The sequence below is a fragment of the Pseudomonas sp. FG6 genome, assembly GCF_057809015.1.
On record NZ_JBMDJD010000027.1, the window covers coordinates 1 to 22,223 of the forward strand.

Annotated in this window: 22 protein-coding genes; 3 read left to right on the forward strand and 19 right to left on the reverse strand. The window is 61.5% G+C overall.

The features are described from left to right. Positions 1–81: 81 nt before the first annotated feature. The 3 genes from ACODSJ_RS17650 to ACODSJ_RS17660 form a co-directional block, all read right to left on the reverse strand. Positions 82–816: an amidotransferase gene (locus tag ACODSJ_RS17650; RefSeq protein ID WP_489102953.1), complete on the reverse strand. Its 735-nt coding sequence runs from the start codon at positions 814–816 to the stop codon at positions 82–84. A gap of 85 nt (positions 817–901) precedes the next feature. Continuing rightward, complete coding sequence (locus tag ACODSJ_RS17655) at positions 902–2,596, reverse strand: enoyl-CoA hydratase-related protein (RefSeq protein WP_489102954.1); 1,695 nt, start codon at positions 2,594–2,596, stop codon at positions 902–904. A gap of 26 nt (positions 2,597–2,622) precedes the next feature. Then, the gene (locus tag ACODSJ_RS17660; protein ID WP_489102955.1) at positions 2,623–3,828 is read right to left on the reverse strand and encodes an acetyl-CoA C-acetyltransferase; all 1,206 of its coding nucleotides are present in this window, start codon (positions 3,826–3,828) and stop codon (positions 2,623–2,625) included. A gap of 593 nt (positions 3,829–4,421) precedes the next feature. Here ACODSJ_RS17660 and ACODSJ_RS17665 point away from each other — a divergent pair. After that, positions 4,422–5,234 (forward strand): c-type cytochrome, encoded by an 813-nt coding sequence (locus tag ACODSJ_RS17665; RefSeq protein WP_489102956.1) that lies wholly within the window; start codon positions 4,422–4,424, stop codon positions 5,232–5,234. Between the two features lie 208 nt (positions 5,235–5,442). On the opposite strand, the gene ACODSJ_RS17670 is transcribed toward ACODSJ_RS17665, so the two are convergent. The 14 genes from ACODSJ_RS17670 to ACODSJ_RS17735 form a co-directional block, all read right to left on the reverse strand. Beyond that, positions 5,443–6,225: a transglutaminase family protein gene (locus ACODSJ_RS17670; RefSeq protein WP_489102957.1), complete on the reverse strand. Its 783-nt coding sequence runs from the start codon at positions 6,223–6,225 to the stop codon at positions 5,443–5,445. After that, positions 6,222–7,172, reverse strand: coding sequence for an alpha-E domain-containing protein (locus tag ACODSJ_RS17675; protein WP_489102958.1), 951 nt, complete (start codon positions 7,170–7,172; stop codon positions 6,222–6,224). Before ACODSJ_RS17675 ends, ACODSJ_RS17670 begins: the two co-directional genes overlap by 4 nt. A gap of 12 nt (positions 7,173–7,184) precedes the next feature. Beyond that, a complete protein-coding gene (locus ACODSJ_RS17680) occupies positions 7,185–8,594 on the reverse strand; it encodes a circularly permuted type 2 ATP-grasp protein (protein WP_489102959.1) in 1,410 nt (469 codons plus the stop codon). A 325-nt stretch (positions 8,595–8,919) separates the two neighbouring features. Further along, on the reverse strand, positions 8,920–9,261 hold the full coding sequence (locus tag ACODSJ_RS17685; RefSeq protein ID WP_003179463.1) for a ribonuclease E inhibitor RraB: 342 nt from the start codon (positions 9,259–9,261) through the stop codon (positions 8,920–8,922). Between the two features lie 203 nt (positions 9,262–9,464). After that, the gene (locus ACODSJ_RS17690) at positions 9,465–9,701 is read right to left on the reverse strand and encodes a hypothetical protein (protein ID WP_489102960.1); all 237 of its coding nucleotides are present in this window, start codon (positions 9,699–9,701) and stop codon (positions 9,465–9,467) included. Positions 9,702–9,839: 138 nt separating this feature from the next. Further along, positions 9,840–10,448 carry an START domain-containing protein gene (locus ACODSJ_RS17695; RefSeq protein WP_489102961.1) on the reverse strand — a complete coding sequence of 203 codons (609 nt, stop codon included), beginning with the start codon at positions 10,446–10,448 and terminating at the stop codon, positions 9,840–9,842. Between the two features lie 53 nt (positions 10,449–10,501). Beyond that, positions 10,502–10,756 (reverse strand): YkgJ family cysteine cluster protein, encoded by a 255-nt coding sequence (locus tag ACODSJ_RS17700; RefSeq protein ID WP_489102962.1) that lies wholly within the window; start codon positions 10,754–10,756, stop codon positions 10,502–10,504. A 148-nt stretch (positions 10,757–10,904) separates the two neighbouring features. Beyond that, the gene (locus tag ACODSJ_RS17705) at positions 10,905–11,390 is read right to left on the reverse strand and encodes a translation initiation factor 2 (protein ID WP_489102963.1); all 486 of its coding nucleotides are present in this window, start codon (positions 11,388–11,390) and stop codon (positions 10,905–10,907) included. 86 nt (positions 11,391–11,476) lie between these two features. Beyond that, positions 11,477–12,919: an aminotransferase-like domain-containing protein gene (locus ACODSJ_RS17710; RefSeq protein ID WP_489102964.1), complete on the reverse strand. Its 1,443-nt coding sequence runs from the start codon at positions 12,917–12,919 to the stop codon at positions 11,477–11,479. 199 nt (positions 12,920–13,118) lie between these two features. Continuing rightward, entirely contained in the window at positions 13,119–13,928 is an 810-nt protein-coding gene (locus ACODSJ_RS17715; protein WP_489102965.1) for an OmpA family protein, read from the reverse strand. After that, on the reverse strand, positions 13,925–14,284 hold the full coding sequence (locus ACODSJ_RS17720; RefSeq protein WP_489102966.1) for a DUF4398 domain-containing protein: 360 nt from the start codon (positions 14,282–14,284) through the stop codon (positions 13,925–13,927). Before ACODSJ_RS17720 ends, ACODSJ_RS17715 begins: the two co-directional genes overlap by 4 nt. 9 nt (positions 14,285–14,293) lie before the next feature. Next, entirely contained in the window at positions 14,294–15,118 is an 825-nt protein-coding gene (locus ACODSJ_RS17725; protein ID WP_489102967.1) for a substrate-binding periplasmic protein, read from the reverse strand. A gap of 105 nt (positions 15,119–15,223) precedes the next feature. Further along, positions 15,224–16,153 carry an electron transfer flavoprotein subunit alpha/FixB family protein gene (locus ACODSJ_RS17730; protein WP_489102968.1) on the reverse strand — a complete coding sequence of 310 codons (930 nt, stop codon included), beginning with the start codon at positions 16,151–16,153 and terminating at the stop codon, positions 15,224–15,226. Positions 16,154–16,155: 2 nt separating this feature from the next. Then, positions 16,156–16,905, reverse strand: coding sequence for an electron transfer flavoprotein subunit beta/FixA family protein (locus ACODSJ_RS17735; RefSeq protein ID WP_489102969.1), 750 nt, complete (start codon positions 16,903–16,905; stop codon positions 16,156–16,158). 543 nt (positions 16,906–17,448) lie between these two features. Here ACODSJ_RS17735 and ACODSJ_RS17740 point away from each other — a divergent pair. Continuing rightward, positions 17,449–19,113 carry an electron transfer flavoprotein-ubiquinone oxidoreductase gene (locus ACODSJ_RS17740; RefSeq protein WP_489102970.1) on the forward strand — a complete coding sequence of 555 codons (1,665 nt, stop codon included), beginning with the start codon at positions 17,449–17,451 and terminating at the stop codon, positions 19,111–19,113. Between the two features lie 100 nt (positions 19,114–19,213). On the opposite strand, the gene ACODSJ_RS17745 is transcribed toward ACODSJ_RS17740, so the two are convergent. Then, a complete protein-coding gene (locus tag ACODSJ_RS17745; RefSeq protein WP_489102971.1) occupies positions 19,214–20,104 on the reverse strand; it encodes an AraC family transcriptional regulator in 891 nt (296 codons plus the stop codon). Positions 20,105–20,284: 180 nt separating this feature from the next. Between ACODSJ_RS17745 and ACODSJ_RS17750 the strand changes: the two genes are divergently transcribed. Further along, positions 20,285–21,337: an NAD(P)-dependent alcohol dehydrogenase gene (locus tag ACODSJ_RS17750; RefSeq protein ID WP_489102972.1), complete on the forward strand. Its 1,053-nt coding sequence runs from the start codon at positions 20,285–20,287 to the stop codon at positions 21,335–21,337. A 55-nt stretch (positions 21,338–21,392) separates the two neighbouring features. On the opposite strand, the gene ACODSJ_RS17755 is transcribed toward ACODSJ_RS17750, so the two are convergent. Continuing rightward, positions 21,393–22,196, reverse strand: a complete 804-nt coding sequence (locus tag ACODSJ_RS17755; RefSeq protein WP_489102973.1) for an IclR family transcriptional regulator — start codon at positions 22,194–22,196, stop codon at positions 21,393–21,395. Positions 22,197–22,223 lie beyond the last annotated feature (27 nt).

A 22,223-nucleotide genomic window follows, 5' to 3' on the forward strand; every position in this document is an offset into this window, starting at 1 on the left:
GCTTGCTCCCTCGCCACGGGGTTTGTGGTGTCTGGGCTGACGTCATCGCGAGCAGCCTCGTTCCCACATGAGTGGTGATCTTCAGCCTTGGGTCGTTTCCGCCTGCGGCTTGTGAGCGACGAAACGCATCATCCACTCAGCCACCGTCGTGCCATGGTGCTCCTGGTCGAGGCTCGCCATGCCCTGGCTGTAGACCTGCTCACCGAGGTGTTGCTGGCGAATTTCCAGCAGGGCCCGGGAGTAGTCGTGAATGAATTCCGGGTGGCCCTGGAAGCACAGCACCTGATCATTGATGTGGTAGGCAGCGAACGGACAGAAGTCGCTGGAGGCGATCACCGTGGCGTTTTCGGGTAGCTCGGTGACCTGGTCCTGGTGACTGATCAGCAAGGTCAGCTCTTCCTTCACCGGGCTCATCCAGGGCGCCTTGGCAGCCAGTTTGTAACGATGGGTGCCCACGCCCCAGCCTTGGGTGGCGCGCTCGCTCTTGCCGCCGAGCAACAGCGCCAACAATTGATGCCCAAAGCACACCCCCAGCAACTTGTCGCCCCGCTGGTAGCGCTCCAGCAGGTAGGTCTTGAGGGTTTGAATCCACGGATCAGTGCCAAAGGAGTCGGCCTTGCTGCCGGTGACCAGGTAGGCGTCGAACTGCTCGTCATCGCTGGGGTAATGCCCCTGCATCACGTTGTAGACGACAAATTCGGCGGCAATGGGCTGTTGCGAAAACAGGCGCTGGAACATCTGCCCGTAACCCTGATATTGATCGACCAGTTCCGGACGCAGAATATCGGTTTCCAGAATGCAGATGCGTAGGGACATAAAAAATACCTGACACGATGATGGGAATATTGCACACCCCAGAGCCTGCCTCGAAACACGGTCCCAAGGCAAGCCCCTCAGCGCCTCAGAATGGCACCTGCCTGGCGGCTTTTTCCAGCAGTAACGCCGGCGGTGAGAAACGTTCGCCATACTGCTCGGCCAGGTACTGCGCACGGGCCACGAAATCCCGCAGTCCATACTGGTTGATGAACTGCAACGCCCCGCCGGCCCAGGTGGCGAAGCCGATGCCGAAGATCGAGCCGATGTTGGCCTCGGCGGTCGAGGCCAGCACGCCCTCCTCCATGCAACGCACGGTCTCAAGGGCCTGGATGAACAACAGGCGATCACGGATATCCTGCGGCGAGATCTGCCCGTCGGCTTTCTCGAAACGACGCCTGAGCAGTGGCCAAAGGGACTTCTGCCCGTTGGCCGGGTATTCGTAGAAACCGGCACCGGCGGCCTTGCCCGACCGCTGGCACTCATCGAGCAGCCAGTCGACCACGGCGAATGCCGGATGCTCGGTCGGCGTTTTCCCTTCTGCTTGAAGGTCCTTGGCGGTTTGCGCACGGATATGGCGCATCCGGATGAGGGACATTTCGTCAGAGATCGCCAGCGGTCCGACCCGCATCCCGGCCTTGCGCGCTTCGGTCTCGATCATCGGCGCGCTGATGCCTTCGCCGAGCATGGCAATGCCTTCATGGGTATAAGCGCCAAAGAGCCGGGAGATGAAGCCCTCCCGACGGTCGTTGCCCCCCGTCGGCGCCTGGTTTATTTGCAGGTCGAAATCAAAACCCCGCGCCAGGATCGCTTCGCTGTTGTGGACGCCCTCGATGATCTCCCAGGACGCAAGACCGCGTGGAAGCGCACCGCCGGCCTTGATCTCGTTGAGCTGGAACCAGAAGGTGCCGATCAGGTTCTTCGCCACCTGGCCGGTCGCAAGCTCAGTGAAATAGCGGGTTTCGATCAGGTGGGCGGTGTCGAAATCCACTTGGGCGCCCTCCACGGCGGCGCAGAGGATTTTCTCCGGTGCCGGCAAGCAACCCTGAGTCTTGTTGCGCAGGATCGAGGGCGCAATCGCCAGCATGGAGGCGACGCCAGGGTCGGAAGGCGTGCCGCCAGGAATCCGATAGCCCTTCACATCCCATGGCTGGACCGCGTTGGGGTTGGCGAGAATCCAGGCGCGGGCCTTGGCCAGCAATTGCTCGGGATCCTGCGCCAGCTCATCGATCAAACCCGCCTGCTGTGCTTGCCGCGCACCGACCTTCTCGCCTTCGAGCAGATACGGCAAAGCCTTTTCCAAGCCGAGCAGGCGCACCATCCGCACCACCCCGCCGCCGCCCGGGAGCAAGCCGAAGGTGACCTCCGGCAACCCGATCTGCACCGACGGCTCGTCCAGCGCGACGCGGTGATGACAGGCCAGGCAGATTGCCCAACCGCCACCGAGGGCGGCGCCGTTGATAGCCGCCACAATGGGCTTGCCCAGGGTTTCCAAGGCCCGTAGCTGCGCCTTGAATCCCAGGATGGTGTCATAGAAAGCCTTGGCCTCGGGCTTGCCGACTTTGATCAGCTCGTTGAAATCCCCGCCCGCCGAGAAGGTGCCCTTGGCCGAGGTGATGATCACCCCGGCAATCGCATCCTTTTCAGCCTGCAAACGGTCGACGCAGGCGGCCATGGCCTGGCGGTAGAGGGCGTTCAGGGTATTGCTGCTCTGGCCCGGCAGGTCCAGGGTCAGGACGACGATCCGGTCCGGGCCGGTTTCGTAGCGGATGGCATCGGTCATGAAAAAGCGTTCCTTGAAGTCGAGGCTCAGAGGCGTTCGATGACGGTGGCAATGCCCATCCCGCCACCGACACAGAGGGTCGCAAGGCCATAGCGCAGGCGCCGTGCCTCCAATTCGTCGAGCAGCGTGCCCAGGATCGCGCACCCGGTGGCGCCCAGGGGATGCCCCAGGGCGATGGAGCCACCGTTGACGTTGACCTTGGCGGGGTCGATAGCCATGTCCTTGATGAACTTGAGCACCACGCTGGCGAAGGCTTCGTTGACTTCGAACAGGTCGATGTCCTGCACCCGCAACCCGGCCTTGGCCAGGGCCTTGCGGGTGGCTGGCGCCGGGCCGGTGAGCATGATGGTCGGGTCGGTGCTGATGACGGCCGTGGCGACGACTCGTGCCCGAGGCTGCAAGCCCAGGGCTCGCCCCTTGGCCTCGGAGCCGATCAACATCAGGGCGGCGCCGTCGACGATGCCCGAACTGTTGCCCGGCGTGTGCACATGGTCGACCCGTTCGAGCTGGCTATAGACCCGCAGCGCCGTGCCGTCGAAGCCCATCTGGCCCATGGCCGCGAAGCTCGGCTTGAGCTTGCCCAGGCCTTCAAGGGTGGAGTCGACGCGGATGAACTCGTCGTGGTCCAGCAGCACGATGCCGTTCTGGTCCCGCACTGGCACCAGGGATTTATCGAACGAGCCGTCGGCCCGGGCGCGTGCCGCTTTTTGCTGGGAGTGCAGCGCGTAGCGATCGACGTCCTCGCGGCTGAAGCCTTCCAACGTGGCGATCAGGTCGGCGCCGATGCCCTGGGGGATGTAATGCCCGTGCAGGTTGGATTGCGGGTCCAGCGCCCACGCGCCGCGATCGCCGCCCATGGGCACCCGGGACATGGACTCGACGCCACCGGCCACCACCAGGTCTTCGAAACCGGAACGTACTTTCATGGCCGCCAGGTTCACCGCCTCCAGGCCCGAGGCGCAAAAGCGGTTGAGCTGCACGCCCGGCACGCTGACGTCCCAATCGGCCACCAGCGCAGCGGTCTTGGCGATGTCGGCGCCCTGCTCGCCGATTGGCGTCACGCAGCCGAGCACAATGTCGTCAACCTGGCGGGTGTCCAGGTCCATGCGTTGCTGCAAGGCATCGAGCAAGCCAGCCACCAGGGTGACCGGCTTGACACTGTGCAAGGCGCCATCGGCCTTGCCTTTGCCACGGGGGGTGCGTAACGCGTCGAAAATCAAAGCTTCGGTCATGAATTCCTCGCCAAACCGGGGGCATTGCCATGCCTCTAACCATAAGCCCAGTAGCGCACGATTCAATGACCGCAGCGCTCAACGGGGTTGACGACCACGCTCAGACGAACGGTAGCGAGCTATCGGGTTAACCGATTCAGGAAAGCGAGCTGTCTAGCAAAAGGGCCGGCAAGAAGGTGGCAATAGGCCTCATGCCGTTCTGATAGCAAAAAGCATCAAGCTCATACAAATTGGGTCTAAGCCAGAGCCGCCGGGGCCCCTAATGTAATCCTTGTACAAGCGCGTCGTCGGGTTTTGCCGAGACACTTGTCAGACAGGAAGTGCAACGCCAGCCGTGATGGAGAAAAGCAGGCTGGCCTCCAGGAAATAACAAAAAAGGCGGGTCAGCCATGTTCAAGCATTCGAAAGTTCGTCAAGCCGGACTCATTCTCTTCGCCACGACACTGCTGTTGATATTGCCCAATATCCCCAAGATGATCGGTTGAGGTTCGTACGCCAGCGTCTGCGCCCTCAAAAAACCTGATGGTCGCGTTGTTCGAGCCGTGGTGGCTGTGCCAATCTTTGCGCCCCCCTCGACATGGATGGCGATTCAATTGAAAGCTCTCATAGTGTTCGGGGCGTTGCTGCTCAGCACGCCCCTGTATGCCGCGCAACTGGTGATGGAGCTCGGCTCGACGACGCGCACCTGGCAAACCGACGAACTGCTCAAGCATCCGGAAGCCCGGACGGTCGAGATCTCCGAAGACGTTTCCTACAAGAAGCCGATGAGCTATCGCGCCGTGCCGTTGACGGCCTTGTTGACAGGCATCAAGCCGGACGATCACCTGCAAGCCGTCGCCTCGGACGGCTTCGCCGCGGAAATGCCTGCGGCACCGCTGCTCAACCAGCGCGGCGCCCGAGCCTGGCTGGCCATCGAGGACCCAGCCAAGCCATGGCCACCGCTGGGAGAAGGCAAGCACAGCGCCGGGCCGTTCTACCTGGTCTGGACGGATCCCCAAGCCGGCCATATCAGCCCGGAGCAATGGCCGTACGCGGTGGCGAGCATCAAGCGCCTGTCAGCCGTGGCCGAACGTTTCCCGGCCTTGCTGCCGGCGCCCAACCTGGCCAAGAACGATCCGATCAACAAAGGTTTCGAACTGTTCCAGAAAAATTGCCTGGCGTGCCACCGGCTCAATGGTGCCGGTGATGCGCAGTTCGGCCCGGACCTGAACGTTCCCTTCAACCCGACCGAATACTTCTCGGCAGGTTTCCTCAAGCGCTACATCCGCGACCCTCAGGCCCTGCGTCATTGGCCACAAGGCAAGATGCCGGGGTTCTCGGCGGCGGTACTGCCGGACTCGGAGCTGGATTTGCTGGTGGGTTATTTGACGCATATGGCGGGGCGTAAGCAGCCGTTGACACCTTAAGACTGCTTTTCGTGGCGAGGGAGCTTGCTCCCGCTCGAGCGCACTAGAGCGGAGCGCTCACGAATTTTAGGGGCTGCTACGCAGCCAGCGGGAGCAAGCTCCCTCGCCACAACAGCTCGCTCGCCAAAGACCGCGTCGCCGGCATCACGGGCAAGCCTTGCTCCCACAGATTGATCCCCTCCCCTCGCCACATTGAATGCCTCGTCAGCTATTGCTGCGGCGCCTCGACCAGCTTGGCGTGCATCTGTTCGCAACCGCCCCCGCGCCGCAGTCCACGCACCGGGCAGGCGTCCAGGTAATCCAGGCCCACGGCCAGTTTCAGGTGCCGCTCCGGGCGGGCCAGTTGGTGGGTGACGTCGAAGCTGTACCAGGCACCGTCGAGCCAGGCCTCCGCCCAGGCATGGCTTGCCAAGTGGGCGCTCTGCTCGCTGAACAGGTACCCCGACACATACCGTGCAGCAATGCCCAGGCTGCGCGCACAGGCCAGGAACGCGTGGGCATGGTCCTGGCAAACCCCGCTACGACCGGCAAAGGCCTGGGCCGCGCTGGTCTCGACGGTCGTGGTGCCAGGGGCGTAGATCATGTGCTGGTGCAACCCGTGCATCAGGTCGATCAGTGCAGTGCGATCGCGACGCTGCTTGCATTGTTGCGCAGCAAAGGCGCGAAGGGTCTCGTCCGCCTCGGTCAGCCGGGTGAACCGCAGGAACGGCAGCGCTGATTGGCTTTCATGCTCGGCTTCGCGCAATGGATCGATATCCACCTGGCCGCGGGCGCCGATGATGATCGTCTCGTGGGGCTCGTCCAGGCTCAGTACATGCAGGATGTTGCCAAACGGGTCCAACTGCGCCCGCACCGGCCGCGGCAGGTCGAGCTGCCAGCTCAACACCTGTTGGCGCTCACTGTCGTGGGGAGTCAGGCGCAGGTATTGGATACTGGCGCGAACCTGGTCGGCATAGTGGTAGGCCGTTTCGTGACTGATCGTAAGTCTCATATGACCTCCAGGTAGGAATCGTGGATGGCGTTGCCCAGCTCGCGCACCCGTGGGATGAACTCGGTGAGCCAGGCATGCAGGCCCCCCGCGAGGATTTCGATAATGCCGGTGTAGCGCAGGCGTGCGTCCATCTGCGCTGCCAGGCGTTGTGCCCGCCGCCCGTTGCTGCCGGGCAGGCTGGCGAGGATCTGGTCGATTTCTTCGGTGCAGGCGCGCAGCGAACGCGGCACGTCGGCACGCAACAGCAGCAACTCGGCCACATGACGGGCGCCCGGGGCTTCGCGGTAAATCTCGGTGTAGGCCTCGAACGACGACAAGGCCCGCAGCAAGGCGCTCCATTGGTAATACGCGTGGGCCGTGCCGTCGCTGACCGAATCAGCCTGGTCACCGGCCATTTCGTACCGGGCGTCGAGCAGGCGCAAGGTGTTGTCGGCCCTTTCGATGAAGGTGCCCAGGCGAATGAAGCTGAAGGCGTCGTTGCGCATGATGGTGCCGTAGGTTGCGCCGCGAAACAGGTGGGAGCGTTCCTTGATCCACTCGCAAAAACGGCTCATGCCGTAGCGGTTCAAGCCTTGGGCGGCGATGTCGCGAATTTCCAGCCAGGTGGCGTTGATGTTTTCCCACATGTCGGCGGTAATTCGCCCACGCACGGCATGGGCACAAGCCCGTGCAGCGCCCAGGCAGCTATAGATGCTGGCCGGGTTCGCCGCTTCCAGGGCGAAAAAATCCAGCAGCCGCTCGGCGTGCAGCTCGCCGTGTCGTTGCCGGTAATCGTCCAGGGTGCCGGTGATCAACAACGGCATCGCCAGTTCGTGCAAGCCGTCACCGCGCCCGTCCTGGGGCATCAGCGACAACGAATAGCTGACCTCGAGCATCCGCGCGAGGTTCTCGGCACGCTCCAGATAGCGTGACATCCAATACAGGTCCGAGGCAGTTCTACTTAACATTGCATGCGTCCTTCAATCCTCGACCACCCAGGTGTCCTTGGTACCACCGCCCTGGGACGAATTCACCACCAGGGAGCCTTCGCGCAGCGCCACACGAGTCAGCCCGCCGGGCACCACACGGGTTTCGCGACCGGCCAGCACAAAGGGACGCAAATCGATGTGGCGCGGCGCGACGCCGTTCTCGACAAAGGTCGGGCACGTCGAGAGCGACAGCGTCGGCTGGGCGATGTAGGCGTGAGGCTTGGCCTTGATCCGCTCGCGAAAAGCCTCGATCTGCGCCGTCGTCGCCGCCGGCCCCACCAGCATTCCGTAGCCGCCGGAGCCCTGGGTTTCCTTGACCACCAAGTCTGGAAGATTCGCCAGCACGTGGGAAAGTTCAGCGGGCTTGCGGCACTGCCAGGTCGGGACGTTCTTCAGGATGGGCTCTTCGTCCAGGTAGAAACGGATCATGTCGGGGACGAACGGGTACACCGACTTATCGTCCGCCACGCCCGTGCCGATGGCGTTGGCCAGCACCACATTGCCGCTACGGTAGGACGCCAGCAGCCCCGGCACGCCAAGCAGCGAATCGGGGTTGAAGGCCAACGGATCGAGGAAGGCATCATCCAGGCGACGGTAGATCACATCCACTGCTTTCGGCCCGTCCGTGGTACGCATGAAGACCTTGTCGTCCCGCACGAACAGGTCGGCCCCTTCGACCAGTTCCACCCCCATCTCCCGCGCCAGGAAGGCGTGCTCGAAGAACGCACTGTTAAAGCGCCCGGGCGTGAGCACCACGACGCTGGGGTCGTCCAGCGGGCTGGCGCTTTTCAGGGTGTCGAGCAGCAGATTTGGATAATGGTCGATCGGGGCGATGCGCTGGGCGGCGAACAGCTCCGGGAACAGGCGCATCATCATCTTGCGGTCTTCGAGCATGTAGCTCACGCCACTGGGCGTGCGCAGATTGTCTTCGAGTACGTAGTACGTGCCGTCGCCATCACGCACCAGGTCGATGCCGCAAATATGGGCATAGATGTCGCGGTGCAGGTCCAGCCCTTGCATCGCCAGTTGATACTGTTCGTTGGCCAGCACTTGCTCGGCCGGAATGATGCCGGCGCGGATAATCCGCTGCTGGTGATAAAGGTCGGCGAGAAACAGGTTCAGCGCCTTGACCCGCTGGATACAGCCCCGTTCGATGACCCGCCACTCACGGGCCGGGATGCTGCGCGGGATGGTGTCGAAGGGGATCAGGCGCTCGGTTCCCTGCTCGTCCCCGTAGAGGGTGAACGTAATACCGGCGCGATGAAACAGCAGGTCGGCTTCGCGCCTGCGTTGCGCCAGCAGCTCGTCGGGTGTTTCAGCCAACCACCGGGAAAACGCCCGGTAATGTGGGCGGACCTGCCCTTCGGCGTCGTACATTTCATCAAAACCCGTGCGGATCATGCCGTACTCCTTGTCACCCTGGCACACGGCTTCGCAAAGCCCGTGCCATCGGCATAAACACTTGCTGGTCAACGGGTTGGATTATCCATCGACAGGCCTGGCACCCATTCGGTGCAGCCGCTGCCCCCGTCACGCCGCCCTCGCCTCATTGCGCAGCAGCGACGTCTCTGCAGAGCATAGCCATGGAAAAACGATACGACTTGATCTGGATTACCGTCAGGAGGGAAATGATGCGGATGGAGGCGATAGAGGTGTCACTTGCGGGGCCCCTACACGAGAACGGCCGACACAAAGGTCGGCCGTCGCTGCGGTTGCGATGAGGGGATCAGGCTTGCAGGCGCCGGATCTCCTGCTTGACACCCCAGCCCTCGATAACGCCACCCAAGGGCTCGACCACTGCCTCGAAATCCTGCTCGAAATCGCCAATATCATCGTAGGTGGCGTACATCACTCGGCTCAATTCCAATGACCAGGCACCGTCGTCTCGTGCACTGATCTGGGCATTGAGCGACTCGCCCCGAAAATGACCTGCTGCCCTGCGCGCCCGCTCCTCGTCGGGGAAAATGGCGTAGAACTCGATGGGATGAAATCGGGAAAAATCGAAACCGCCTTCTTTCATGCGGCGCAGCACGCTGGTACTGATGTCTTCTTGATAGGCTGTGCTCATGAAACGTCCTCCTGAAAACCAATGGATAGACTTTCCCTCTTCCCGCGCATGCAACCCGCAGGCTGGACGCGATACGGCACAAATCACCGTTGGGACACAAGCATGTAGCTGACAAGACCGGACCTGAGCGATCCTTTCGCTGATCTCAATTGCAGAGTAGCCTCAAGTCATCGCCACTGCCAAGCGGGGCCAGGCACGGAACGTCATGAAATCGGCGTAATGCTGACGATTTCAATGCTGTGCTGGGACTTGAGATTCTTGACGGTCGGGTCTTGGGTGCGACCTTCCAGGTCGTTGAGGTCCAGTTGCGCAGGCACCGGAAGCAGCCTTTCGCGAATCCATTGTGCAGCCTGTTCCATCGTGGGCTCCTGTTCATAGTCGAACTGCTCGGCGAGGGTCTCGCCGTGATCATCAACGAAAGTGATTTCCCACTTTTGCATCGCTGTCTCCTCGATCAATTCAGGACCTGGCTTACTCCTATCTCGACATTCGGGGCGCAATAATCGTTCCGCCGGATCGTTGGGCGGTCCTGTGAAAAAACCGCCTCGGGGGCGGTCTTTTCACACAGTTGTCGTCGATTATTTCTCGGCGCGTTCCCTCAAGGATTTCAAGGTGTTGAACGGCGCATCTACCACAAACTTGTTGGCCAGCCAGGACGGTACGTCACCCCCTGGCTCGGTGTGGACCTGGTAGACCACTTCGACCTGGCCCGCACCCTTGGGGGTGAACTTCCAGAACCCGTCGACCTGGGTCACACGCACAAAACCCTTTTCTTCGGGCAGGTAAGTCGGCACGCCCTTGAGGTGTCGAGTCAGGCTGCCGTCGGCGCCTTCTTCTGTGGTGATCTCCAGCACCGAATCACGGGAGGTGACCGGCCATGGCGTGTTGAATTGGGTGTAGGTCCAGCTCTTGTTGGTCTCATGCTTGAGCAGCTTCTGGCTCTTGCACTCATGAATCCAGGCACAGGCCCCGGAAACGTCCTCTTGCAGGGCCCGCAGCTTTTCCACGGTGGTTTTCATGACGGTCACGCCGCGGTAGGCCTTGTATTTGGAGCCGGCCACTTCACTGAGGGACACCTTGATACCGTCCTGTTCCTTGGTCACTTGCCAGTCTTCAGCCTGGGCGGTTGCCGTGGCCAACAAGGCAGTCAACCCACACAACACAGCCATACGATGCAGCGAACCCATAGTCTTTTCCTTATTGTCCAAGTTCGTTCATTTGAGTGCCGTTCATTGCCCCATTACGCCGCCGTGATTTGCTCCCACCAACCGATCAGCCGAATGGCCTCTTCGCTGCTGTTGCCGCAGACCTCGACGTCGGCCTGGAAGCCCGAGCACACCGCCGGGCGTTCCGGTTGGCCAAAGATCTGGCACAGGTTATCGACCGACAATTGCACGCAACGTTCGCCCGCCGGCTTGCCTTGGGGCATGCCCGGAATGGACGAGCTGATGGAAGGGGCAATGCAGCATGCGCCACAGCCTTCACGGCATTTCATGACGACAACATCCTCACGGCAGGTAATGGTTGGTAACGGCACACAGAGTAGCGGCTAAAACAGTTGTTTTAAATTACCGTCCACGTGTTTTTTCCCCAGCGACCGGATGACCGGACAGTCAGCGACGAACAGCATCCAGAATGCAGGCCTATTGCTTGAATTCGATGTCCAGCGCCGCGCCTTCGACGTCATAGCGCTCCTGGTTACGCAGGGGCAGCTGCATTTCGTTGCTCAGCAAACGGCCATTGAGTTGGAACGGCCCGGGCTTCTCGCCGAACATGGACGGCAACAACGGTTCGCGCTTGGGCAACGACACTTTGCCGGGAGGCTGGAGCTGTTCGACCATGTCGCGGGGCAGGCTCAAATCCAGCTTGGCCGGCGGTAGCGGAGTCTGGGCAATTTCATGGGCAGATTGGCTCTTGGAGGCAATCGGCGCTCGCTTCTTCGCCGTGGCAGCGGCTTTTTTGGCGGGCGCTTTCTTGGCCGGTGTCTTTATAGCCGCCGGTTTTCCAGGTGCTTTTTTCGTGACCTGGGGCGCCGGCTTCTCCGGTGCCGAAGCCGCCACGACACCCCCTGCATGGAAGGCAGTCAACAGGCCGATCAAGACCCACGCGGCAGGAAAAATGGCTTTCATAAAACATCACGACACTGACGACACAGGTGCCCATGCTCGCCTGATATCAGGGCGCTGACAAGTCCGTCAGGTGAAGCCGCTGGCGCCTAAAGGAATCCGTTGGCCGTCTCTTGGCATAATTGCTTCGCCAACAGCCCCAGCGTCATCAACGCCCGCTCTGCTTCACGGTTCCAGGGGATGCCACAGTTCAGGCGAATGCAGTGGTTGAACTGCTCGGTGTTACTGAAAATCAGCCCCGGCGCAATACTGATGCCCTGCTGCAAGGCTTGCACATGCAGCTCCTGGGTGTTGACCCGTCCCGGCAGGCTGACCCACAGGATGAAGCCTCCAGTGGGACGGCTCATCTGCGTGCCTTCGGGGAAGTACTGCTGCACCGCCAACTGAAAGGCGCTGAGGTTCTTGCGATACTCCTGACGGATATAGCGCAGGTGCCGGTCATACCCGCCATTTTCCAGGTACGCCGCGATCCCCATCTGCGTGACGCTGCACGCCGAATGGGTGCTGAAGGTCTGCAACCGCTGGATTTCCTGCTGGAACTTGCCGGCAACCATCCAGCCGATGCGCACCCCCGGCGACAGGGTCTTGGAAAAACTCGAGCAATAAATGACCCGGTCCAGCCGGTCGTAGGCCTTGAGTGCCTTGGTCCGGCCTTGCTCGAACATCAGCTCGCCGTAGATATCGTCCTCGACGATCTGGATGTCAAAGTCCGATGCCAGGCGCAGCAATTGCTTCTGCCGCTCCTCGGGCATGGTGCCGCCGAGGGGGTTGCTCAAGCGCGTGGTCAACACCAGCGCCTTGATCGACCACTGGTTGGCCGCCAGTTGCAAGGCTTCCAGGCTCATGCCGGTCACCGGGTCACTGGGGATCTCGATGACCTTGAGCCCGAGCAGATCCGCCAGCTGCAACAAGCCGTAGTAGGTGGGCGATTCGGCGGCAATCAGGTCGCCAGGCCGGGTCAGCACCCGCAGGGACATTTGCAGCGCGTCGACGCAACCGTGGGTGATCACCACCTCGGAAGGGTCCACCACGACACCGGCGTCGCGCATGCGGATGGCCACCTGGCGACGCAGCGGCTCGAAGCCTGGGCTGAACATGTAGCTGAACGCCCGCGGGCTATGGAAGCGCGTGACTTTGGCCAACTGCTGGTGCAAGGCCCGCACAGGCAGATAATCGACGCTCGGCACCGCCGCCCCCAGCGGAAACACACCCTCGCGACGCGATTCGACCAGCACTTGCTGGATGATGCTGCTGCGTGTCACCAGCCCCGGACGTTCGACCCGGGCGATGTCCGGGGTCGACGCCGTCAAGGCGGGCGTCTGGTGCACGTAATAGCCCGATTGCGGCCGCGCGCGGATCAGCCCCTGGTCTTCAAGATTGGCGTAGGCCTGCAACACCGTGGCATGGCTGACGTTGAGCTGCGAACTCATCTTGCGCACCGACGGCACGCGTTCCCCCGGCTGGTACACGCCGCGCCGGATGTCTTCAGCCAGCTGTTGGGCAATACGTTGATAGAGCAGAAGGTTGGTCATGACGCAGCACTCGATTTCACGGGCATTTTATTCTTGTGGGAAACGATACCGGAACAGTTTAGAAGTGTACTGGGACAGTTGCCAGATTACTCGACAGTACAGTGGGGTGACAGCCCCAACTGTACCCATTGCGTATATCGCAGGCTAAAAAAAACCCGGCGCCTTCTATAAGGGGCCGGGTTTTCCAGTGACGCTGCCCTCAGCGGGCGGCGCCGAGCTGGCCTTTTTCGTCGGAGAACACGATCTCGACGCGACGGTTCTGAGCCCTGCCCCGCTCCGAAGCGTTGACGTCCACCGGGTACTCGTCACCGTAGCCTTCGACCTGGATGCGCTTTTCATCGATCCCCAGGTCCACCAGCACATCGGCTACCGCCTGGGCGCGATCGCGCGACAACTTGAGATTCTCCTGCTTGCCACCGGTGCTGTCGGTATAGCCCTCGATACGCACCACCCGCTTGGGGTTGAGCTGCAGGAACTGGACGATCTTGAGCACGACGCGGTTGGCCGAGTTCTTCAGCTCGGCTTCACCGGTGTCGAACAGCACGTCGCCGAGGGTCATCACCAGGCCGCGATCGGTCTCGGTGGTCGCCATCGCCATGATCTGTTCTTCAAGCCATTTGCCCTGTTGCTGAACGCTCAACAACTTGGATTCGCGCAGGGCCAACTGCAGGCGCTGGAGCTCCAGTTCGAGCTTCGCCGCGCGCTCTTCGTTGAGCAACTTGTTGCTGTGCTCGCGGGCGATCGCACTGTAGCGCTGGCTCAGGTAGGCGTAATGTTGCACGTCCTCGCTGCTGCCCCAGTAGCTGGACAGGCGATCGGCACGGGCCAGGGATTCACCGGCGCGGATGACGTCCTTGGGCGCGGCCCGCAGCACGTTGGCGTCTTCCTTGACCTTCTGGAAATCGGTGCTGGCCTGGTCGAGCGCCGCTTCGCTGCGCTGGCCGGCGCAACCATACAAACTGGCCAGACCCGCCAGCAGCAAGCCGCCGAATACGTGGGAGTGCTTCATTGGGCGTCCTCCCTCAATTGCTTGCGCAAACGCTTGATGCGAGTGTCGAGCACGTTCAATTGCTCCTGGCTCTTGAGGGTCAGCACCTTCGCCTCGGCCAGGCGTGCGTCCAGTTCAGCCTGCTCGGAACGCATGCGGGCCTTCTTGTACGATTCGTCGGCCATGTTGGATTTGGCCCGGGCGAATTTTTCTTCAGCCAGTTTCAACTCCGGCACTTCGTCGGTGGTGGCGCCTACTGCACGGGCTTGCTCAAGCGCCTGTTCGGTCAGGCGGATCTGTTCATTCGGCGCCGGATCGGCTGCGCAGCCCGCCAGAGCCAGAACGGCCAGGGCAGCGAAAAGAGGTCGAATAGTCACTAATGTTCCCTACTGTTTTGGGGCACCGACAGGTGGCTGCAACTGTGTGTTCCAACGCTCTAGATTGCGCTGCAACACAGCCTCTGTCAGGCCGGACGCGGCCAATTCTGTCATCTTTTGCGCCAGCTGTCCGCGCAACCATGGGTCATTGCAGGCAGAGTTGTGGGAAACCGCCACAAACAGTCCCGGTTTATCCACCGGTTGCGGTGCGGCCTGCAGATCGTTCGCCATGCCCAGTGTCTGTGCCATGGCCAGGCCCGAATAGCGCGCCGCCAGTACATATTCCACCTCTCCCAGCAGCAATTTCTGAAAGGCCTGGGTCAGGTTTGGCGTGCGGGTCAGGGACAATTGCTGCTCGGCAAAAATGCCGTATCCCTGGGTCATACGAGACTTTTCCGACAAGGCACCGCGATGACCGTGAAGGTCGGCGGGCTGGTTGAAGATCAGGGTCGAATCCTTGCGGGTCCAGACCAGGTAGTCGTTTTCCAACAACGGTGGATGAACGTAGTCCAGGGTTTCGAGCTCGGCCGTGGTCAAGGGCACGTCGGCGAGCAGGTCCATGCGCCCGCTGCGTACTTCATCCAGCGCCTGGGCACGCTTGCCGGCGTAGAGCAGTTCGATCTTGATCCCCAGCTCCCCCGCCACTTGGGTCAGCAGGTCGGCACTGGCGCCGATCAGGTGCTTGGGGTCCTGCGGGTCTTGCCAAAGGTAGGGCGGCGCATCCGGGCTGCCGGTGGCGATCAGTCGATCGCACTTGCCGGCGGCAGCGCACAGGCCAGGCATGACAACCAACGCCCACAACAACGACCCACCTGCCAAACGGCGCAGATCCATGGCAATACGCTCCCCTGAAAACAAAACGATTTACGCCCAAATAAAAAGCCCGACCAAAGGGCCGGGCTCTTTATAAATGAAGACGTTATAAGTGAAGACGCCGGATTAGACCAGCTTCTCCAGCTCAGGAACGGCTTCGAACAGGTCCGCTACCAGGCCATAGTCGGCCACCTGGAAGATCGGCGCTTCTTCGTCCTTGTTGATCGCCACGATCACCTTGGAGTCTTTCATGCCGGCCAGGTGCTGGATCGCGCCGGAGATACCGACGGCGATGTACAGCTGTGGCGCAACGATCTTGCCGGTCTGGCCGACCTGCATGTCGTTGGGTACGAAACCTGCGTCGACCGCCGCGCGGGAAGCGCCGACGGCAGCACCCAGCTTGTCGGCCAGGGCGTACAGGTGCTTGAAGTTGTCGCCGTTCTGCATGCCGCGGCCGCCGGAAACGACGATCTTGGCAGCGGTCAGCTCGGGACGGTCGGACTTGGCCAGTTCTTCGTTGACGAAGCTGGAGATGCCGGCGTCATGGGCAGCGCCCACGGCTTCGACGGCAGCCGAGCCACCTTCGGCGGCAACCGGGTCGAAACCGGTGGCACGCACGGTGATGACCTTGACCGCAGCGCTCGATTGCACGGTGGCAATGGCGTTACCGGCGTAGATCGGACGGGTGAAGGTGTCGGCGCTCACTACCGAGATGATCTCGGAGATCTGGTCGACATCCAGTGCAGCAGCCACGCGCGGCAGGATGTTCTTGCCGTTGGAGGTAGCGGCAGCCAGGATGTGGCTGTAGCCCTTGCCCAGCTCGATCACGAGCGGAGCGATGTTTTCCGGCAACTGGTGCGCATAGGCGGCGTTGTCGGCGTTCAGGACTTTGCTCACGCCAGCGATTTTCGCGGCAGCTTCAGCCACGGCGCCAGCGCCCTGCCCGGCCACCAGTACGTGGATATCGCCACCGATCTTGGCAGCGGCAGCAACGGTGTTCAGCGTGGCCGGGGCCAGCGCTTTGTTATCGTGTTCGGCGATTACGAGGATAGTCATGATCAGATCACCTTCGCTTCGTTTTTCAGTTTCTCGACCAGTTCAGCCACCGACTTGACCTTGATGCCCGCGCTGCGTGCAGCCGGCGCTTCGACTTTGAGGGTCTTGTTGGTGGAGGCGGTGGAAACGCCCAGAGCGTCAGGAGTCAGCACTTCAAGCGGCTTCTTCTTGGCTTTCATGATGTTTGGCAGGGACGCGTAGCGCGGCTCGTTCAAACGCAGGTCGGTGGTGACGATGGCCGGCAGTTTCAGCGAAACGGTCTGCGCGCCGCCGTCGATCTCACGGGTCACGGCAACGCGGTCACCGCTGACTTCGACCTTGGACGCGAACGTGCCCTGGCCGTAGCCGCTCAATGCCGCGAGCATCTGGCCGGTCTGGTTGTTGTCGCTGTCGATGGCCTGCTTGCCCAGGATCACCAGTTGCGGCTGTTCCTTGTCGACAACGGCCTTGAGCAGCTTGGCCACGGCCAGGGAGGTCAGGTCTTCGGCGGATTCGACGAGGATGGCACGATCGGCACCCAGTGCCAGCGCGGTGCGCAGCTGCTCCTGGGCGGTGGTCGGGCCGATGGAGACGACGACGATCTCAGTCGCCACGCCTTTTTCCTTCAGGCGTACGGCTTCTTCTACGGCGATTTCGCAGAAAGGGTTCATCGACATCTTGACGTTGGCGAGGTCGACGCCGGAGTTGTCCGCCTTGACGCGAACCTTGACGTTATAGTCGACCACTCGTTTGACAGCTACAAGAACCTTCATGGATTCCTCGTTACTCTCCGGTGAAAAGAAAGTCGCCTAGGCGAACCTGGCGGTTGATGCTCGTGGGTGCAAGGGCACCTCCAAAAACGCCGGCATGAACCACACATGACCCTGCTCACGGGAGTGAAGACCATTTGTCACGGGTGACCGATGAGTCATTCATTATCGCGGCGTGTAAACTGCGCTTTCGAACCGCGCAACAGATCACTTCGTGCTGCCTTCGCCCTGCCTTTAGAGGTGCTCCTGAAGCCAACAGCCAGCCTACGGCGAGCGCAAAACCGCCCGTATCTTGACCGGAACACCTATTCCGGTCAATACGGCAAAATGGCCAGTCATAAGCCGTACGTCAGTGATTTATCTGGGCTGCGGCAATTTCAAACAAACGTTTGTATTGGACCCTGAGAGTGGTGTAGATATAATGCGCCGCCAAGAGAGAACGCGGGTCATCCATTGTCGCTTTCGGTGCTTTTCGCGAAGGAAACAACGGATGCAACGCCAACCTCCAATTAGAAGAACCGTGAGCCTTGAGTAGGAGATAGCCCTGTGGAACGCGAATACATGGAATTCGACGTGGTCATCGTCGGTGCCGGCCCCGCTGGCCTGTCTGCCGCCTGCCGCCTGAAACAGAAGGCCGCCGAAGCCGGTAAGGAAATCAGCGTCTGCGTGGTTGAAAAAGGCTCGGAAGTCGGTGCACACATTCTCTCCGGCGCGGTGTTCGAACCGCGTGCCCTGAACGAACTGTTCCCGGACTGGAAAGCACTCGGCGCACCGTTGAACACGCCGGTCGTGCGTGATGACATTTATGTCCTGAGAAACGCCGAGGCCGCGAGCAAAATCCCCGACTTCTTTGTGCCCAAGACCATGCACAACGAAGGCAACTATATTATTTCCCTGGGCAACCTGTGCCGCTGGCTGGCCCAGCAGGCCGAGAACCTGGGCGTGGAGATCTACCCAGGCTTCGCCGCCCAGCAAGCGCTGTTCGACGAAAATGGCGTGGTACGCGGGATCATCACCGGCGACCTGGGCGTCGATCGCGAAGGCAACCCGAAGGAAGGCCTGTACACCCCGGGCATGGAATTGCGTGGCAAGTACACGCTGTTCGCCGAAGGCTGCCGTGGCCACATCGGCAAGCAATTGATCAAGCGCTTCAACCTGGACAGCGACGCCGACGCCCAGCACTACGGCATCGGCCTGAAGGAAATCTGGGAGATCGACCCGGCCAAGCATCAGCCCGGCCTGGTGGTGCATACCGCCGGCTGGCCGCTGGACATCATGGGCACCGAGAACACCGGCGGCTCGTTCCTTTATCACCTGGAGAACAACCAGGTGGTGGTCGGCCTGATCGTCGACCTGTCCTACAGCAACACCTTCCTGTCGCCGTTCGACGAATTCCAGCGCCTCAAGCATCACCCGGTGCTCAAGCAGTATCTGGAAGGTGGCAAGCGCATCAGCTATGGCGCTCGTGCCATCTGCAAGGGCGGCCTGAATTCGTTGCCGAAGATGGTCTTCAAGGGCGGCGCGCTGATCGGTTGCGACCTGGGTACCTTGAACTTCGCCAAGATCAAGGGCAGCCACACCGCCATGAAGTCCGGCATGCTCGCCGCCGAAGCCGTGGCTGATCGCCTGTTCGCCGAGTCCGAAGGGGGTGATGAACTCACCGCCTACGTCGACAGTTTCAAGAACAGCTGGCTGTACGAAGAGCTGTTCGCCAGCCGCAACTTCGGTGCAGCGATCCACAAGTACGGCGCGATCGTCGGTGGCGGTTTCAACTGGTTCGACCAGAATATCTTCGGCGGCAAGCTGCCGTTCACCCTGCACGACAACAAGCCCGACTACGCCTGCCTGAAGCTGGCAGCCGATTGCAAGAAAATCGACTACCCGAAACCGGACGGCAAGATCAGCTTCGACAAACTCAGCTCGGTGTTCATCTCCGGTACCAACCATGAAGAAGAACAACCTTGCCACCTGAAGCTGACCGATCCAAGCATCCCGCTCAGCAAGAACCTGCCGCTGTACGACGAACCCGCCCAGCGCTACTGCCCGGCCGGCGTGTATGAGGTGGTGACCAAGGAAGACGGCGAGAAGCGTTTCCAGATCAACGCCCAGAACTGTGTGCACTGCAAGACCTGCGACATCAAGGACCCTGCGCAAAACATCACCTGGGTGACGCCGGAAGGCGCCGGCGGGCCGACTTACCCGAACATGTAAGCCGATTCGCCAGACATCGAGGCTCCCGCAATGGGGGCCTTTTTGTTGCCTGCCATCCCAGCGACCACACCGCTCCCACAGCAGGGGGATATGCAGTGGCTCAAGCCGCGCGCTCTTCCCCGGGGTTGCGCTCGAAATAACGCTTGTACTCCCGGCTGAACTGCGACGAACTCTGATACCCCACCCGATGCGCCACCTGGGCCACGCCCATGCCCTCGGTGAGCAACAGCCGCTGGGCCTTGAGCAGGCGCAAGCGCTTGAGGTACTGCACCGGCGAGAGCAATGTGCTGCGCTTGAAATGCTCATGGAAGGTCGAAGCGCTCATGTTCGCGCAACTGGCCAGGGTCTCGACGTTCAGCGGCTCGGTGAAGTGCGCATGCAAATGACTCAGGGCCGCGGCAATCCGGGCGAACTGGCCTTGCTGCTCCACCAGCGCCCGCAACACATCCGCCTGGGGCCCGCGCAATGCGACGAACAGCAATTCCCGTAGCCGCACCTGACCCATGACCTGACATTCCAGTGGATCGTGCAGGCAGCGTAACAAACGCTCGACCGCCCCACGCATGGCGTCGTCGAGCACGGCACAGGTCATCGATTCCGGCGTCTGGGGCGGCAGATTCCGACCTGGCATCAGCCCCATGGCCAGCACCAGTTCCCCCAGCATCGCCCGATCGATCGCCACGGAAACCCCAAGCAACGGAGCATTGGGCATGGCGTAGGTCTCGCATTCGAACGGCACCGGCAAGGCCTGGATCAGATAATGCCCGGCGCCATATTCCAGGGTGCGAGGCCCCAGGTACGCCAGTTTGCTGCCCTGGGCGATGATCACCAGGCTCGGCTCGTAGAGCTGCGGGCCACGGGCGACATCCTGGCTGGCCCGCAGCGCCTGCACACCGGGCAGTTGCGTAGGGACGAAACCGTCGCGGGTCGCCAGGGGTTCTATCAATGAAACCAGGGTGGCGTTGGCATCGAGATGGCGGGTTAACAACATGGGCGAAAACTTCACGGAAAAAGGGATGAAACCATCATCGCAGGTCTGGCGTCACATAGGATCAAGTCCTGGCCAAGACCGGAGGATTAGGCATGACAGGCGGAGGAATCACCATCGCCGCCCGCCGCCAGGGCTCCCAGAATGGAACCCCTCACCGTTCAACGCTTAGCGAGGTCCATCATGTACACAGCCATCGGTTATGCCGCGCAATCGCCCACCACTCCACTCGCCCCCATGAAGTTCGAGCGTCGCAGCCCGCAAGCCGACGATGTGGCGATCGACATTCTCTACTGCGGCGTCTGTCACTCCGACATCCACCAGGCCCGCAATGAATGGGGCATCGCCGTTTACCCATTGATGCCCGGCCATGAAATCATCGGAAAAGTCACCGCCGTCGGCGCGAATGTCACCCGCTATAAAGTAGGCGACTTGGTCGGCGTGGGCTGCATGGTCGACTCCTGCCGCGACTGCGAAGCCTGCCGGGCTGACTTGGAGCAATACTGTTTCGAAGGCATGACCCAGACCTACGCCAGCCCGGACCGCGTGAGCGGCGGCCACACCATGGGCGGGTATTCCGACAGCATCGTGGTCAGCGAGCACTTTGTGCTTCGCATCCCCGAAGCACTCGACCCGGCCAGCGCGGCGCCACTGCTCTGTGCGGGCATCACCACCTACTCGCCGCTCAAGCACTATGGCGTGAAGGCGGGCGACAAGGTGGGCGTGCTGGGCATGGGCGGCCTGGGCCACATGGGCATCAAGTTCGCCAAGGCCATGGGCGCAGAGGTGACGGTATTCACCCGCTCGGCGAGCAAGGCTGAAGAGGCTCGTCGCCAGGGGGCCGACCATGTGATCGTGTCCACCGATGCCGAACAGATGGCGGCCGCAGCCGGACGTTTCAACTTCCTGCTGGACACCATTCCGGTGCAGCACGACCTCAACCCCTACCTCGACACGCTGCATTTCGACGGTGTGCACATCATCGTAGGCCTGGTCGAACCCGTCGATCCGCCGGTTCACGCGGCCAAACTGATCATGGGTCGCCGCGTCCTGGCCGGCTCACTGATCGGCGGTATCGCCGAAACCCAGGAGGTGCTGGAGTTCTGCGCCGAACACAACATCAGCTGCGACATTGAAATGCTCGACATCCGCCAGATCAACGAGGCCTACAGCCGCATGATCGCCGGGGATGTGAAATACCGTTTCGTCATCGACATGGCGACGCTCAAGGCCTGATGCAGTGGCCTGTACGGTTAATTCGAGTGCACGAATTAGCCACACAGGGCACCCGTCAAACCTTGGCGCCAAGCTCCGCTGACAACCGGGCTGTGACCCCTTTGACCAGGGGGATCAGCTCGGCCATTTTCTCCAGCGGCATGTACGGCACAGTGCTGGCGATGCTGATACCGGCGACGATGCGCTTGCCGGCATCACGGATCGGCGCCGCCACACAGCGAATCGACGGTTCGTTGTCTTCCAGGTCGAAGGCATAGCCCCCCGCCACGTATTCCACCATCCGTTGCTGGAACTGTTCCCAGGATTGCTCCTGATGCTGGGGCCAGAACTGATTCTTCCCACCGGCAGGCAAGCTGATTTCATACAGCCGCTTCCACTGTTCCTGAGGGTCATCGAGCATCAGCGCCTTGCCGATCCCGGTACGCGCCAAGGGCATGCGGTGCCCGACACGTGAGCGCATTTCCGGGCCGTTGCGTCCCGGATTCTTCAGCAAATACAAGACTTCGTCGCCCTCGCGGATCGCCAGGTGCACGGTATCGCCGGTCAGCGCCGACAACTCGTCCAGATAGGGCCCGGCGAGGCTCACCAACGGCAAGTCTTCCCGCGCCTGGAAACCCAGTTCGATCAACTTGGGCCCCAGCAGGTAACCCACTTGCGGCACCACGCGCAGGTAACGTTCGTCCACCAGGCAACTGGCCAGGCGATGGGTGGTGCTACGGGTGGTGCCGATCAGCCGGGCAATCTCCTTCAAGTCACGGGCGCCGCTGGCGACCGCCTGGACCACGCCCAACCCGCGCAGCAATGTCTGCGTGCCTGTCGGCGCGGCGTCCTTGATGATTTTTGGATCGTCTTGCTGCATATCCGGCCTTCAACAGTGAGCTGGGAA